Source organism: Microcoleus sp. AT8-A3, from assembly GCF_036705675.1.
In the GTDB taxonomy this organism is placed as follows: domain Bacteria; phylum Cyanobacteriota; class Cyanobacteriia; order Cyanobacteriales; family Microcoleaceae; genus Microcoleus.
The window spans coordinates 1-15,017 of the sequence record NZ_JAUBVD010000092.1 but is presented as its reverse complement, the minus strand read 5'-3'; the positions used below and the strand labels follow the sequence as shown (position 1 = coordinate 15,017).

Sequence of the window (15,017 nt, the reverse complement as noted above, 5' to 3'; positions counted from 1 at the left end):
CCGTGTGCGGTGAAAGTCGCAAGCACGGTTTTGTAGGAGAGATGGTAGGGGACACTCTGCCATCGACTCTCTAACTGCATCGGAATGATTTAACCGCAGAGTACGCAGAGATCGCAGAGGAAGAGAAGAGAGAGATGAATAATTTCGATGCACAGGGAAAGGATATAATAACTCTTCTAAATACTTAGGCTACCCATCGAGTCCGATCGGCGGGGAACGGCGAGGGTATAAGTTCCAAATACTACCGCTAGGCGAGCGTACCTCTTACCAATTTTTAATTTCGAGTATCGGAAGCGCCAAGATTATAAGAAACTTTTGACTGCTCAACTGTTACTACTTCTGAAAGAGATTGTTCTGTCGCTACCTCTAAAGCTGGCAGTGGTAGATGCTTCATTTCCCAAACTTTCAGCAAAATTAGATATTCATAAAAAGCTTGCAGCGTGCACCAAGCCAATCCCGCTTGGCCGTCAAGAAATCCGCCGAGTAAAATATACATATAGAAAAAGCGCACCACAGGCCGCAAAGGCAAGCGCAAAGAAAAATCTTTCAAAGCGCGGCGCCTTTCCACCTCCGACGCGCCAAACAATAAACCCCACCAATTTACTTGACCCGCTTCTAATTGGCGGAGAGTTTCAGCCGCCTCGTCAGTCGAGTAGCGGTTGTGCTTTTCAATCCAGCGGGAAAGACCTTTGCTGCAAGTATAGTGAGGGTAAGTTTCCTTCAAAAAGTGAGTAGGCCCGTTGCAGACTTCCCGTTCAGTGTGACCGTAATCCGTAAACCACACTCGGTCTTTGCGAAAGAGACGCATTTGATAACGGGGATATTGAGTGCTGCGGCGAATCCAGCGCTCCATAAATATTACTTTTTCAGCTACGTAATAGCCGATATATTCTTGAGTTTCGATCGCCTTTAAGCATTCAGCAAACAGTGCAGGCGTCATCCGCTCGTCAGCTTCGAGGATGTAAACCCATTCGTATTTGCACGGGACTTCTTGGAGCATCCAAGTCCGCTGGCGTCCGTGAGTTTCAAAGCGGTGCTGTACTGTTTGCACGGCATAGTTCTGAACAATCTCAAGGGTGCGATCGGTGCTGAAAGAATCAACTACAATGATATCGTCACAAAGCAGTGCCGATTCAATGCAAGCGGCGATATCAATCTCTTCGTTGTAAGTCAGAATATAAATTGAGAACATTCCCAGCTTTCAGTAAGGGCAAACTATTGGGTAAACAAACTATTTCTCAGGGATGTCTCGACCAGCGCGATCCCTGCCAGCGCTGGTCAATTTTTGCGGCGGCCGAACCGCAGAATTCCCATGCTTCTCAATCCCGTCCAACCAACAGTAATGTAGCCGATCGCTAACAACAAACTGTTGATTCCCGTCTGCAAACTCGAATTTCTCGATCGAGTTCTTAACTCTTTCTCTTTTTGTTGCTTGCGGGTGCGAATCTCGTTGCGAGCTTGAGTGGGAAGTGATTGAGCTTGCTGTTCCAGGAACTTGTCGAGGGCTTTCGGGTCATTTTTCGACTGCTCAAGCACAGCTTTCAATTCCTTGGGAACCTCTGGACTCTTGAGTGCTTCTTGCAGCTTCCCGTCGTCTTCCAGCAGCGCTCCTATCTGGCTGCGACGCTGGCTTTTGAGCTGTTCTACCTGAGCTTTAAATTGAGGGCTTTTAAGTTGTGCCTCAAGTTGACCTTCCGCTTGTCCCGCTTCTTGATCGACTTGAGCCAGAGCATCCTTGAGTTCCAAACGAGTATTGTTGAGGTGAACGGGAACCAGAGATAGGTAAACTAGACCTAACAAGCTGGAAATCAACAGCGCCCAGAATCGCAAGTCCAGCCAAACGTTGCGTCGCTCAATAGAGACTCCACTGCTGCTGTCCACCCAAAAGCCAGTCATCAGGAGGGCGATACCGATCAAAGGAATAATGCCCTTGTCAACTATCTGAGTTGCAGCAGTCAACTGCCAGCCTCGATTGAGAAGGTCTGAAGTTTCTCCCGGCAGCGACAGAACAATGCAGTCAAGCAAAGCAGACAGAATTAAGATAATCCCGACTACTTTGAGAGTTCGAGCAGCTACTGAAGAAAATTGACGGCTATTACTTGCTTTCATAATTCGTGTTAGATAATTCTACACCGTTAGATTCAAGGGGGTAGTTGAGTGGATTTTGTTGAACGAGTTTAGCTATTTTCCACCAAAATAGCTGCTTCGGGTACCGAACTCGACTTTCCTCTGGGTTTTCACAGGCTGCGGTTGCGACCCAAAGGTCGAGTTTCTGCACAGCTATATACAGTTGGACACAGGAGGCTGTGCGCTTCTGGGTTGGCTGTAAAGCTTGGTCAAGATTGCGCCCAGAAACGGCAGCAAGCAACTGCTGGCTTCTTCTATAGTCTGACGAATCCAGCGTAAAGATGAGCTCTGCACGCTTGGGTTCGGTGCTTTTAACTAGCTTTCGCTCGCGCGGCGGTGTCAGAAATTATAGACACAGGAGGAGCGCGTTTCGTTGGGTTTCACCCCCTAGGGCTCTCACTCCCCGATCGCCTGCCCGATGCGGTGGAACTCTCATCCCTTGTCTTATAGTAATTGATATAAGAGAGGGCGGGAATAAATAATTGTTTACCAACCTTTTTTACCTCCAATTACCAACAGCAGGATATGGCAGTTACCTATAAAATATTAGCTGTTTTTTACCTAGAAATTATATTTTGAAAATCTGCTTGAGCCTCGGTGATCTTTAGTTATCTTTTCTGGCTAAAAAGTTACCAGTTGCTAATTAATGTTTGCTCAAAGGCAACTATTAATTAGTGGAAAAATTGAAGGATATATTTTTAAATAACGAAAGTGCAAGGAATCACATTTTTTGGTAGGATAATTTTGATCGCTGTTCAAATTGGGTGGTAAGGACTGCAATGATTTCTGATGTTTATACGTTGAGAGAACTTGAAAGATCGATCGCATCCGATCCGGACAAGTGGCGTCCGCTCGTGTTTACTAACGGGTGCTTCGATATCCTGCACTGCGGTCACGTCCGCTATTTGCAGGCGGCAAAAAATTTGGGGCGATCGCTGGTGGTGGGATTGAATAGCGACGCCAGCGTGCAAGCTATCAAACCGCAGCAGCCGGGATTGCCACCCCGCCCGATCGTACCGGAAAATCAGCGAGCCGAAGTGTTAGCCGCTCTCAAACCAGTAGACGCCGTAGTAATTTTTTCCGAGATTACAGCAACTAAACTGATAAATATCCTGAAGCCTGATATATACGTTAAAGGAGGCGACTATCAAGTCGAAACTCTGCCGGAAGCACCGGCGGTTATCGCCGGAGGTGGCAAGATTTCCTTGATCGAAATAGAAGTTCCGAGTTCTACCAGTGCGATCGTCAAACGCATTTTACAATTAGGTACTTAACCCTCGATCGCAAACAGCAAACAGTGAGCTAAACTCAGAAGTTGCCCCATCAAAAAATGCTAAAGTACGCGCGTGCGAAGCTATCCCGTAGGGAATCGCTCGTACAATTTCATTCCAATTGCTAAGCAGGAGATAATTTTAATGGAACTCACAAGCAATAACACGATCGCGGAAATCCTACAAAGACACAAAGCAGAGTTACTAGCAGACTGGCTCAAAGAACTGCAAAATACCGGGCTGCGGCGGGACGACTTGATGAGAGCCAAAGAATTGCGCTCGGAGTGTCAAGAGTTCCTGCAATTACTCCACATTGCAGTCGGGCACGGTAATTTTAGCGACATCCAGACACCCGAATGGGAAAATATGCGGGTGTTGCTAGCAGAAGTTTCGCGATCTCGTGTTCAGAGAGGCTTTACTCCCTCAGAGATAGCGAGTTTCATTTTATGCTTCAAAAAGCCATTGTTCGATCGGCTTTGTCATGAACTCACACAAAACCGCGACGCACTTGTCGAACAACTTTGGCTTTCCACCAGTTTATTAGACCAGCTAGGCCTGTGGGTGACAGAAATTTTTCTCAAAGCTCGCGAAGAAGTCATCGAACGCCAGCAGCAAGAAATGCTCGAATTGTCAACACCCGTAGTCAAACTTTGGCAAGGAATTCTCGCTTTACCCATGATCGGGACTCTCGACAGCGCCCGCACTCAAATAGTAATGGAAACTCTGTTGCAAGAAATCATGGAAACTGGCTCAGAATTTGCGATTTTAGACATTACAGGCGTGCCGACTGTTGACACTTTAGTTGCTCAACATTTATTAAAAACTGTAGCCGCCGCCCGTTTAATGGGTACTGAGTGCATCATCAGTGGCATTCGCCCGCAAATAGCTCAAACCATAGTTCACTTGGGAGTTGACTTGCAGGATATTCTCACAAAAGCGACTTTAGCCGATGCTTTTAAAGTCGCGTTGCAGCGCCAAGGTTTAACTATAAAAAATCTTAACGAGGACAGATAAACATATTGCATTCTGACAAAAGAAATCTAGTACAACTTAACAAAGAGGTGAATTTGTGGAACGAATACCGATTCTTCAAATGGGAGAATTTTTGCTAGTAACAATTCAAGTAGATATGCACGATCGCTTAGCAATGACGCTGCAAGATGACCTGACGAACCGCATCGTCAAAACAGGTGTTAAAGGTGTGTTGATAGAAATTTCTTCTCTAGAAATAGTTGATTCTTTTATCGGTCGTATTATCAACAATATCGCTAGTATGTCTCGAATTTTAGATGCGGAAACAGTTGTGGTCGGAATGCAGCCAGCGGTTGCTATTACGCTCGTTGAGTTGGGGCTTTCCCTGACAGGAGTTCGCACAGCTTTAAGCGTTGAAAAGGGCATGATTTTGTTGCGAAAATCCTTGGGTTTTTATCCTCACGAGAATGCGCGAGCAGTTGATCAATTGTCCCATAACTGAGGCACAGGCAGTCAAGAACCTAGTTTGTTTGTAGATACCTTGTTGACAAACTGAAGAAGATTTCTGAGGACAGGGCTTACGCACTCAAGGGGGTTAAATCAAGGGTTTGAGATTGCTTCACTAGGTTCTCTATTGAGAGAAAATCGTAGTAAGTGCGTAAGTCCTATTAGGAGAAACTAAGTTGACCAGCGTAAGTCCTATATTTTGTGGAGAAGTTCTATTTTGGTACAGTAGCCGCTATGTCAAAACGTGAGACACTAGAAATCCGATCGTCATCCGATATAGTCCACGTCCGACAGCAAGTGCGAACTTGGGCTGTAGCAATGGGATTCGGTTTACTAGACCAAACGAAAATCGTTACCGCAGCCAGCGAACTTGCCCGCAATACTGTAGAGTACGGCAAAGGGGGAACTGTAACTCTCGAAACGCTCCAATTAGGAACCCGCAAAGGGCTGAAGCTGATATTTGAAGACAAGGGCCCGGGAATTCCAGACATCGAATTGGCTATGACTGACGGTTATACTTCTAATCACGGTTTGGGTTTGGGGCTCAGTGGTTCCAAGCGGTTGATGCACGAATTTGAGATTGTTTCCAAAGTGGGTAAGGGGACTAAAATTGCGATCGTCCGCTGGCGGTGAACCAGTAATAGGATTTGAGAGTTGAGATTTTTGATTAAACCATTGGGAATGACCGAAAGTATCCAGGATACAAGCCCCCGGATGAATCTCGCGCAAGTTAATGCTTCAATTCTAAAATCTAAAATCTAAAATCTAAAATCTAAAATCGATAGTGGGTAAGGGGACTAAAATTGCGATCGTCCGCTGGCGGTGAGGAGTAAGGAGAGTGGGAGATTGGGAGAGAGTGGAGTCGCGCGCGCTACAAATGACTAATGAGAAACCGGGTTTCTATGAGTTTTGGGTTGGGTAACGAGAAATCTCAGTAGAAACCCGGTTTCTGAGGTCGATCGCGCGCTACAAATGACTAATGAGAAACCGGGTTTCTATGAGTTTTGGGTTGGGTAACGAGAAATCTCAGTAGAAACCCGGTTTCTGAGGTCGATCGCGCGATGGCTAACTAAACTAAGAACTAATGACTAATGACTAATGACTAATGACTTTTTAAATGCGCGCCAGCTTAAGATGAGAACTACAAAATAATGATAGATGCCGTAGCCCTGCCCGTAACAGAAGAAAGTCAAGTGGGAGAAGCGCGCCGAATCGCAGTCGCCCTCGCGGCCGAAGTCGGATTTAACGAGACCGATCGCGGTAAAGTGGCAATTGTTACCACCGAAGCAGCAAAAAACGTGGTCAAGCACGCCCGCGAAGGAGAAATTTTGCTGCGAACATTAAAAACAGCCGCAGGATATAGCATTGAAATAGTAGCGCTAGACCGGGGGCAGGGAATGGCAAATGTCGCGCTGTGTCTGCGGGACGGTTTTTCTACAGCGGGAAGCCCTGGAACTGGACTGGGGGCAATTAAACGCCTCTCTACTTTTTTTGATATTCATTCTGTACCAAAACTGGGGACAGCCTTATTAATGCGGCTGGAACCGACCCAAAATAGCCGGGAAGCATCCCAAAACAGCAATTACTTGGAATTTGGGGTAATCCACTTGCCGAAAGTAGGAGAGCAAATTTGCGGGGATTCGTGGGCGGCAGAAAATCACGGTGAGAAAAACCTGATTTTAGTTGCAGACGGGCTCGGCTACGGGGATTTGGCCCAGGAAGCGTCTGGCGAAGCAGTGCGGGTATTTGAGGAAAACGCCAAACTCGGGCCGAAAGCAATTTTAGAGAAGGCGCACGCTGCTTTAAAAAATACCAGAGGAGCGGCTGCGGCGATCGCCCAAATCGATCGTACCCAACAAACAGTTTGTTTTGCCGGAATTGGCAACATCAGCGGTGTAGTGGTCACAGATAACCAAAGCCGCACCATGGTTTCCTACAATGGCACAGTTGGACATATGATGCGAAAAGTAGCAGAATTTGTTTATCCTTGGTCGCAGCAGTCCCTACTCATCATGCACTCCGACGGTTTGGCGGCGCAGTGGAATTTAAACCGCTACCCGGGTTTAGCCTCCAGACATCCTGCTTTAATCGCAGCCGTGCTCTACCGGGACTTCAAACGCACTCGCGATGACATGACAGTTATAGTAGCCAAGGTAAGAGAAGCAGCGTGAGTTATCCAATCCTGACGACGGAAGTCCGCTTTGAACAAGACATCGTACAAGTACGCCAAAGAGCTCGCCAAATTGCTAAAGGGCTGGGATTCGATTCCCAAGTACAAACCCGCATCGCCACAGCAGTTTCCGAAATTGCCCGCAATGCTTTCAAATATGCAGGCGGTGGCAAAGTAGAATTCATTGTGGAAGGGGAATCGCCCCAAGTTTTTCGGACTCGGATTTCTGACACGGGGCCGGGAATTGCTGATTTAGCGGCTGTGTTAAGCCCCAATTTTCGATCGCAAACCGGCGCGGGACTCGGTTTAGCAGCAGCGAAACGGTTGATGGACGAAGTGAAAATCGACTCTCGGCCCGATCGCGGAACGGCTGTACAATTAATTAAACAGTTTTCCAAAAATATGCCTGCGCTGAGTGCGATCGAACTAAATCAATTAGTTGACAAACTAGCGCGCCAAATTCCCGAAGATCCCTATGCCGAAATTCAGCAGCAAAATCAAGAATTACTACGCACTTTAGACGAACTCCGCCAGCGTCAAGAAGAACTCGTACAATTAAATCAACAGCTAGAAGATACCAATCGCGGAGTCCTAGCACTTTACGCTGAATTGAACGACAAAGCCGAATCTCTCCGGCGCGCCAGCGAACTCAAAACCAGCTTTCTCTCCAATATGAGCCACGAGTTTCGCACTCCCCTAACGGCAATTATGAGCCTTTCCGAAATATTGTTAAATCGCCTCGACGGAGAACTTTCAGCCGAACAGGACAAGCAAGTAAATTACATTTACAAATCCGCCGAGTCTCTCGCAGAACTTGTCAACGACTCGTTAGATTTAGCCAAAGTGGAAGCCGGAAAACTAACTGTTCGCTTGGCTGATTTTGAAGTCGAAGATTTGTTCAGCGCCCTGCGAGGAATGATGCGCCCCCTGCTTCCCCAAAACTCTGCCGTTTCTATAATTTTTGAAGATCCTCTCGAACTTCCAATCCTCACAACCGACGAGGGAAAAGTTTCTCAGATTTTGCGAAATCTGATTTCTAATGCCCTCAAATTTACCGCAGCAGGTGAAGTTAGAGTTGCTGCGGAAATAGGAGAGGAGGGAACAGTTACTTTTTCAGTAGCAGATACGGGCATAGGAATTCCTCCAGCCGACCAAAGGCGGATTTTTGAAGAATTTGTCCAACTCGAAAACCCCTTGCAGAATGGCGTCAAAGGCACGGGATTGGGATTGTCTCTGTGCAAAAAACTGGCGGAATTTCTGGGGGGAAGTATTGAAATCACAAGTTCACCCGGAGTGGGTTCGACTTTTTTTGTCACACTGCCAATTCTGTATCCTGGGGAGGAAGAAAACCCTTTGGAAATGTCCCCTGCTAAGGGAGATGAAATACCGCTGGCAAACGCAAATTCTCGTAGCTTGCGGGGTTGCGGGCGATCGCCAGCGGCGGATTCAGCAGCCAAAGTTTTGATTGAGGAGGATGAAGATAGTTTTTCGGTATTTGCTGAAAAACTTGCTGGGAGAAATTCATTGTACTGCGATATAGGTCGCCGACGGCGCTGAAGGTTGGGTTCGGCTGCTCTTTGAGCAACCGCAAGCAATTTTTATCGACATTATGATACTCACTGAAAGCATCCAGGATACCCGCCACGTGATTCATCCGTGGAAAAATAAAAAACCTGTATCCGATGAAACTGGCCGAACGTATTTATCTCGCGCAAGTCAATGCTTCAATTCTAAAATCTAAAATCTAAAATCTAAAATCGATTGACTGAATTTGACGTTTTGGAAGAGTTGAAAGGCGATCGAACTACTTGTCAAATACCTGCTATCGTGATGAATTCCAAACATTTTGGGTTACATCACTTTTTTGCTGTGCGGGATGCTAGGATTTCACGATAAAAAATATTATTCCGATGCGAAGGGAAACGATATCAGGAATTGTAGCTTTTGAGCACTGAAGTCCGATGCTGCAAACCTAATTATATTTTTTCACCGAATTTTATATGGTTCGTAAGGATCGCGAATTAAATAACTTACAATTTTAATTGTTATTGTGGGATGGGCGGGACGCCCGTCCAAAACGGACGGGCGGGACGCCCATCCCACAAACTTGTGGAAGTTATTTAATTCTCATTCCTCAGAGAGTTAATTTATAGCAGGCAAGATTTATTTAATTTGCAACAGAATTTAACCTTTGTGCTGTAAAATGTAGCAGTTCTCAGTTGCCGACTATATAGTAGGGACTTACCGATGGCCTGTTTTCGTGTGGGCGATCGGCTAAAATCCAGGATAAATCTTGTTCTTAGCAAAGTCTCGATTAATAAAAATAATGCAACAGTAGACCCGGAATCCAAACCCATACAAAATAAGCCATTCCCAATTCTAAAATCTAAAATCTAAAATCTAAAATGGTATGACTTTCATCTCGCTTCAATATGCGCTGTTTCTGTTAGTTTTGTTCGGGGCTTACTGGTTGGTTCCGCTGCAGTGGTGGCGACTGTTCATCATGTTGGCGGGTAGTTTGATTTTTTACGCTTCGCTGCAAATTTGGTACATTCCTTTGCTGTTAGTCGCTGCTTTGTTTAATTACTGCTTGGGGATGGCGATTGGGGAACCTCTGGATTGGCGGATTGCTAATGAATCTTGGAACCGCCGCCGTTTGTTGCTGCTGTGGATAGGCATCTGCCTGAATGTGTTGCTGCTTCTGGGCTTTAAGTATGTGCCTTTTTTATTGAGTTCGATCGGCACTTTGTTCAATTGGCCTGTAGCTATCGACGGGGCTGACTGGGTGAAAAGTCACGTCATCGCACCCCTGGGATTGAGTTTCTTTTGCTTTGAGTGCATTGCTTATTTGATTGACGTGTACCGAGGCGCGCCTGCTGCTACTTCGCTGCTGCACTTTGCTGCTTACAAGTTGTTTTTTCCCAAACTGATTTCCGGCCCGATTACTCGGTATCACAACTTGATATATCAACTGAAAACCCAACAATTTCCAACGCCCGATCGCATTTCTGAGGGACTTTGGACGATCGCCTTTGGTGCAGTAAAAAAAGGTCTTTTCGCAGATAACTTGGGAATTTATGTCGATTTAAGCTTTACCAATTTACAGCGGGCGGGTAGCGAGGATTTGTGGCTGGCGATTTTGGCTTACGGGCTGCAACTTTATCTCGATTTTAGTGGCTATGTTGACATGGCGCGCGGTACTGCTTTGCTGCTGGGTTGGTATTTGCCACCAAATTTTGATTTTCCTTATTTTAGTGCCAGCATAGCTGATTTTTGGCGACGCTGGCACATGACTTTAGGCGATTGGCTACGCAATTATTTGTATTTTCCTTTGGGCGGTTCGCGAGTCGGTTTGTGGCGCACTTGTCTGAATTTGTCTATTGTCATGTTAATTGCGGGAATTTGGCACGGGGCGGCTTGGGGATTTATTGTGTGGGGGGTTTTACACGGTTTAGCTTTGGCGGTTCACAGGCTGAGTGATGTGCTGTTTAAGCGGTGGCGGATCGAGTTTTTGTGGGAAAATCCGATCGGGATTGCGATCGGTTGGCTGTTGACTCAGGCGATGGTTTTTGGTAGTTGGATATTTTTCCGACTTCCCGATTTAAAGGATTCTGGATGGGCGATTTCGCATTTGTGGGGACACACTGCTGACGTGCAGTTTGCTGAGAAAGTTTATGTAGAAGCTTTGGGTTTAGATAGAGTGAGTTTAGCTTGGATTTTGGCTGCTTTGGCTGTGGCGATGCTGGGGAATTATGCGTTGAGTCGGGGTTTGAAATTAGAGTTAAATTGGCCGATGAAATTGGTGTTAGTGCCGCTTTGTTTGTATGCGGTTTGGGTGTTGGCTCCCGAAGGCGGTTTGCCTTATATTTATTTTGATTTTTAGGGTATTATTTAAGTCGCCTTCTGAACAGGCTTTCCGGTCTGTTCCACAAAGAGTAGATTTTCTTGTGGAACAGGCCGGAAAGCCTGTTCTTGAGAATGGTGCAAGATGTCAGTCGAAGTGATTCCCCGCTACCTATTAGTGTCAACTTAAGCTTTTTGTTCGCCAGTCCTCCCGCTCACCCAATAGTCCGCCAGGGAATGAATTCCCTGTCTCATAGCTAAAGTCCTCTCAAAGAGGACTGAAGAACTCATTAGTCCTCATCGCGAGGAATTTCGCTTTGAGGCTCTTGTTTCAACCGCTGCCGGACTGAGGGTTTAACGTTAAGTTGACATCAATGCCCGCTACCCTACAACTGATAAGAACACCAGTCACTCCAGCTACCTACATAAAGTTTAGCATCGGGAATTCCGGCAATTTCTAAAGACAGTAAATTGACGCAAGCCGTCACCCCGGAACCGCAATAAACAATAATTTCTTCAGCTTTTTCTAATTCTGTCCACCGCTGTTTTTGTTCGGATGCCGATCGCACTTTTCCAGTTTCATCCGTCACCCCTTGCCACGGATAGTTAACCGCACCCGGAATGTGACCTGCAATGGGGTCGATCGGCTCCCGCAAACCTTCATATCTCTCGCTTTCTCGCGAATCAACCAAAACCTTTCCCGGCACGTCTTTACGCTCTTTTACCGCCTCAATATCTACCGCCAAATCCTGCTGCAAATGAGCAACAAATTTACCCTCGCGGGGTTCTGGCAAAATATTTGTTACCGGATATCCCGCCGCTTTCCAGCCGCTGAAACCGCCGTCTAACAAAGCGACTTTGCTGTGTCCCATATATCGCAGCAGCCACCACAAGCGAGCTGCAAAAGCCAGTCGCGAATCGTCATAGGCGACGACTAAAGTTTCTGGTGAATTAATGCCGATCGCGCTCAATTTATCAGCTAATTCTTCAATGTTTGGCAGCGGATGTCTACCGCCGTGTTTGCCCACAGCACTCGCGAGATCGCGGTTTAAATCTAAATAGAAAGCTCCGGGAATGTGACTTTCTTGATATTGTTTTTGTCCCAATTCATGGTCGGCAAGGGAAAAACGACAGTCAATGATTACAACTTGCGGATTGTCGGTATTGGTGGCTAACCATTCAGGAGAAACGATTAAAGTGTTGTCAGTCATAAGTATTCAAATCTATGTTTTAACATTTATCGGGAAGGAGCTTTTTTATCGGGTTCTGCTTTATCGGTACGAGATTTTTTAGAAGTTTGTTTCTCCGAAGCTCTTTTTTCAGAATTAGATTTTTTAGGAGTTGCTTTTTCCGAAGGTGGTTTTTCGGCGGGTGCGGGAGTTGGAGTTGGCTGAGGGGGAGTTACTGCTGCTTCTTGAGCGTAAAGCAGATATTTCTGATACTCGATTACTTTTGCTTGAGCTAGTTGATGGTTGGGGCTAGAAACTGGTACTCTTCTCATTAATGAGACGGCTTCTTGCCAACGATCGATAACTGTACTCCAATCTTCCTTGGTTTTTGCCGATCGCCCTAATTCTGCTGCTTTGAGTGCGCTGTTAACGGCTTCTCGAAAAGTATCTGGTGCAGCATCCGGTGCAGTTGCTAAATCTGCTGTTTCACCCGGATTATTCCCCGCAGTTGCTGCTGGCTGGTTCAAAATTTTACCGACAAACGCCACCACGGCGATCGCCAACATACCCGTTACTAGCCCGACTACAATGAAAGTCGATCGCAGTCGGTTCTCAAATGCAGCAAGTTCCGACGGTTTTTCCTCCTCAATATTGTTCTCCATCTCTGTGCGATCGTCCATATTAACCACAGCAGTATTTGGTACAGATTCTCCTCCAAAGCTCTGTGGTTCAAAAGTGCTATTCTCCAAACTAAACTCTTGACTCCAAGCAGCAGCAATCTGACCGCTTTCTCGGCCCTCAACCTTCACTTTGCGAATCGAATCCGGCTGCAAATTCGTCAGCTCGGTGCGAACAAAATCAACTAATGTATTTTCTATGGGTACCTGCTCGGCCTCAAGAATTACATCCAAACAGTCGCCGTCGAGATTAGCGGAGGCTGTGATGCCTTCAGATTGCAACTGGCTGTTGAGCCAAGATGCGATCGCAGTGGCAATATCTCCCTGCTTGGCAAGTTCCTGAAAATTAAGCTCTGTCATAGCTGGACACCTGATAATGCAGAAGGAATGAAAAATTCATAAATAGTTTTTTTAAGTTAAAAACACCCTAACTGAAATTCAATGAATAGTATAATATATCGCGGCAAATCCCAGCCCAAAGATGCAAATTCTCACTCTCGCTCCCCCTGGCATCCCTTGGGGAATGACTTGCATTGCTTGGCTTTAAGCCGAACTCAGGTTTGTAGTGAGGAATGCAAGTCGTCTTGCTCAGCCGCCAAATACTGCTGCTGCAACCAGGTTTTTGATACCGGGCGCGCCAGTCCAGATATTGCCAGCGTCGCCCCTACAACCAGCATCCGGCTGGAAAAATGCTCGATCGCGCGGATTCGAGATTTGAGATTAAAAAATTGTGCGATCGCAGTGCCATCGGCGGACAGCGAGTGATATCATCATTTAGTCAATATTCAATTTTTTATAGCAAATAACTCGATCGCACAATGGTAGCAATAGCAATTTTAGCGGCTGGACGCGGCACGCGCATGAAATCTGACTTGCCTAAAGTTCTACACGAATTAGGCGGTCGATCGCTAGTTGAGAGAGTCCTCCAAAGTTGTCAAGAAATTCAAATTACCAGGCGACTTGTCATCGTCGGTTATCGAGGTGAACTCGTTAAAGAATCCCTGATTCGAGGTCAAGAAAGATCAGGAAAAAATCCTCAATCTCCTCCCCTAGAATTTGTCGAACAAACCGAACAATTGGGAACCGGTCATGCCATCCAACAATTGCTGCCTCACTTAGAGGGATTTCAAGGAGACTTGCTGGTCTTAAATGGGGATGTACCTTTGCTGAGGGCAGAAACTATCAAACAATTGATGGCCATTCACAAACAGCACAAAAACTCTGCTACTTTATTGACAGCTAATTTACCGAATCCCCAAGGGTACGGACGAGTATTTACCGACAGTCAAAACTTAGTCCAGCAAATTGTCGAACACCGCGACTGCACACAAGCTCAAAAGCAAAATCACCGAATTAATGCAGGTGTTTACTGCTTTCACTGGCCGGATTTAGAGAAAATTTTGCCAGAATTGAAGGCAGATAATGACCAAAAAGAATATTACCTAACTGATACGGTAAATTTCCTCAGCCCCGTGATGGCGGTGGATGTGGAAGATTATCAAGAAATATTGGGAATTAACGATCGCAAACATTTAGCCACAGCTTGCGATATTTTGCAAACGCGGATAAAGGACAAGTGGATGACGGCGGGAGTGACGCTGCTCGATCCCAACAGCATCACGATCGACGATACCGTAGAGTTGCAGCCGGATGTCGTAATTGAACCGCAAACTCACTTGCGGGGAAATACTTCGATCGCCTCCGGGAGTCGCATCGGCCCCGGCAGTTTGATCGAAAACAGTCAGATTGGGGAAAATGTGACTGTGCTTTATTCAGTGGTTTCTGACAGTATGGTTGCTGAAAATTCGCGAATTGGCCCTTACGCACATTTGCGGGGACACGCAGAAATTGGGGCTAACTGTCGCGTCGGCAATTTTGTAGAATTGAAAAATACTCAAATAGGCGATCGAACTAATGTCGCTCACTTGTCTTATTTAGGCGACGCGACTTTGGGAGAAAAAGTCAACATCGGTGCGGGGACAATTACGGCGAATTATGACGGAAAAAACAAGCACAAAACTCAAATAGGCGATCGGAGTAAAACGGGTTCTAACAGCGTGCTGGTTGCACCGATAACTTTGGGGGAAGATGTTACTGTAGCGGCGGGTTCTGTGGTGACAGAAGATGTGCCGAATGATTGTTTAGTAATGGCTCGTTCCCGGCAAGTTGTCAAACCAGGTTGGAAGTTGAAGGAATGAGAATTAAATAACTTCCACTCTTGAAAGTGGGATGGGCGTCCCGCCCGTCATGAGGGGACGGGCGGGACGCCCATCCCACAATA

At 46.3% G+C, this 15,017-nt stretch carries 13 protein-coding genes; 9 read left to right on the top strand and 4 right to left on the bottom strand.

Annotated features, from left to right (window positions below):
* Positions 1–274: 274 nt before the first annotated feature.
* Both QUB51_RS28655 and hpsJ-B read right to left on the bottom strand, forming a co-directional pair.
* Positions 275–1,192, bottom strand: coding sequence for a glycosyltransferase family 2 protein (locus tag QUB51_RS28655; RefSeq protein WP_333211713.1), 918 nt, complete (start codon positions 1,190–1,192; stop codon positions 275–277).
* Positions 1,193–1,278: 86 nt separating this feature from the next.
* The gene (hpsJ-B, locus tag QUB51_RS28650) at positions 1,279–2,109 is read right to left on the bottom strand and encodes a hormogonium polysaccharide biosynthesis protein HpsJ (protein WP_333211711.1); all 831 of its coding nucleotides are present in this window, start codon (positions 2,107–2,109) and stop codon (positions 1,279–1,281) included.
* A gap of 797 nt (positions 2,110–2,906) precedes the next feature.
* On the opposite strand from hpsJ-B, the gene rfaE2 reads away from it, so the two are divergent.
* From rfaE2 to QUB51_RS28615, 7 genes are all read left to right on the top strand, one after another.
* Positions 2,907–3,401 carry a D-glycero-beta-D-manno-heptose 1-phosphate adenylyltransferase gene (rfaE2, locus tag QUB51_RS28645; protein ID WP_333056897.1) on the top strand — a complete coding sequence of 165 codons (495 nt, stop codon included), beginning with the start codon at positions 2,907–2,909 and terminating at the stop codon, positions 3,399–3,401.
* A 141-nt stretch (positions 3,402–3,542) separates the two neighbouring features.
* Entirely contained in the window at positions 3,543–4,412 is an 870-nt protein-coding gene (locus QUB51_RS28640; protein WP_333211709.1) for an STAS domain-containing protein, read from the top strand.
* A gap of 55 nt (positions 4,413–4,467) precedes the next feature.
* A complete protein-coding gene (locus tag QUB51_RS28635) occupies positions 4,468–4,872 on the top strand; it encodes an STAS domain-containing protein (RefSeq protein ID WP_333211706.1) in 405 nt (134 codons plus the stop codon).
* Between the two features lie 239 nt (positions 4,873–5,111).
* Positions 5,112–5,510, top strand: a complete 399-nt coding sequence (locus QUB51_RS28630) for an anti-sigma regulatory factor (RefSeq protein WP_333264261.1) — start codon at positions 5,112–5,114, stop codon at positions 5,508–5,510.
* Between the two features lie 518 nt (positions 5,511–6,028).
* Positions 6,029–7,048, top strand: a complete 1,020-nt coding sequence (locus QUB51_RS28625) for an ATP-binding SpoIIE family protein phosphatase (protein WP_333056893.1) — start codon at positions 6,029–6,031, stop codon at positions 7,046–7,048.
* Positions 7,045–8,604 carry an ATP-binding protein gene (locus QUB51_RS28620; RefSeq protein WP_333056891.1) on the top strand — a complete coding sequence of 520 codons (1,560 nt, stop codon included), beginning with the start codon at positions 7,045–7,047 and terminating at the stop codon, positions 8,602–8,604. Before QUB51_RS28625 ends, QUB51_RS28620 begins: the two co-directional genes overlap by 4 nt.
* 853 nt (positions 8,605–9,457) lie before the next feature.
* Positions 9,458–10,930, top strand: coding sequence for an MBOAT family protein (locus QUB51_RS28615; protein ID WP_333056890.1), 1,473 nt, complete (start codon positions 9,458–9,460; stop codon positions 10,928–10,930).
* A 346-nt stretch (positions 10,931–11,276) separates the two neighbouring features.
* Here QUB51_RS28615 and QUB51_RS28610 read toward each other — a convergent pair whose 3' ends face one another.
* Entirely contained in the window at positions 11,277–12,101 is an 825-nt protein-coding gene (locus tag QUB51_RS28610) for a sulfurtransferase (RefSeq protein WP_333264264.1), read from the bottom strand.
* A 26-nt stretch (positions 12,102–12,127) separates the two neighbouring features.
* On the bottom strand, positions 12,128–13,096 hold the full coding sequence (locus QUB51_RS28605) for a hypothetical protein (protein WP_333264266.1): 969 nt from the start codon (positions 13,094–13,096) through the stop codon (positions 12,128–12,130).
* A gap of 81 nt (positions 13,097–13,177) precedes the next feature.
* On the opposite strand from QUB51_RS28605, the gene QUB51_RS28600 reads away from it, so the two are divergent.
* Together QUB51_RS28600 and glmU are read left to right on the top strand one after the other, a co-directional pair.
* Positions 13,178–13,501: a hypothetical protein gene (locus QUB51_RS28600; RefSeq protein WP_333056886.1), complete on the top strand. Its 324-nt coding sequence runs from the start codon at positions 13,178–13,180 to the stop codon at positions 13,499–13,501.
* 53 nt (positions 13,502–13,554) lie between these two features.
* The gene (gene glmU / locus QUB51_RS28595) at positions 13,555–14,934 is read left to right on the top strand and encodes a bifunctional UDP-N-acetylglucosamine diphosphorylase/glucosamine-1-phosphate N-acetyltransferase GlmU (RefSeq protein ID WP_333056885.1); all 1,380 of its coding nucleotides are present in this window, start codon (positions 13,555–13,557) and stop codon (positions 14,932–14,934) included.
* The last annotated feature ends 83 nt before the right edge of the window (positions 14,935–15,017 follow it).

Excerpts from the sequence above, each read along its gene's own strand:
- QUB51_RS28655 (WP_333211713.1), bottom strand. The coding sequence starts at position 1,192 with ATGTTCTCAATTTATATTCTGACTTACAACGAAGAGATTGATATCGCC.
- hpsJ-B (WP_333211711.1), bottom strand. The coding sequence starts at position 2,109 with ATGAAAGCAAGTAATAGCCGTCAATTTTCTTCAGTAGCTGCTCGAACT.
- rfaE2 (WP_333056897.1), top strand. The coding sequence starts at position 2,907 with ATGATTTCTGATGTTTATACGTTGAGAGAACTTGAAAGATCGATCGCA.
- QUB51_RS28640 (WP_333211709.1), top strand. The coding sequence starts at position 3,543 with ATGGAACTCACAAGCAATAACACGATCGCGGAAATCCTACAAAGACAC.
- QUB51_RS28630 (WP_333264261.1), top strand. The coding sequence starts at position 5,112 with ATGTCAAAACGTGAGACACTAGAAATCCGATCGTCATCCGATATAGTC.
- QUB51_RS28625 (WP_333056893.1), top strand. The coding sequence starts at position 6,029 with ATGATAGATGCCGTAGCCCTGCCCGTAACAGAAGAAAGTCAAGTGGGA.
- QUB51_RS28615 (WP_333056890.1), top strand. The coding sequence starts at position 9,458 with ATGACTTTCATCTCGCTTCAATATGCGCTGTTTCTGTTAGTTTTGTTC.
- QUB51_RS28610 (WP_333264264.1), bottom strand. The coding sequence starts at position 12,101 with ATGACTGACAACACTTTAATCGTTTCTCCTGAATGGTTAGCCACCAAT.
- QUB51_RS28605 (WP_333264266.1), bottom strand. The coding sequence starts at position 13,096 with ATGACAGAGCTTAATTTTCAGGAACTTGCCAAGCAGGGAGATATTGCC.
- QUB51_RS28600 (WP_333056886.1), top strand. The coding sequence starts at position 13,178 with ATGAATAGTATAATATATCGCGGCAAATCCCAGCCCAAAGATGCAAAT.
- glmU (WP_333056885.1), top strand. The coding sequence starts at position 13,555 with ATGGTAGCAATAGCAATTTTAGCGGCTGGACGCGGCACGCGCATGAAA.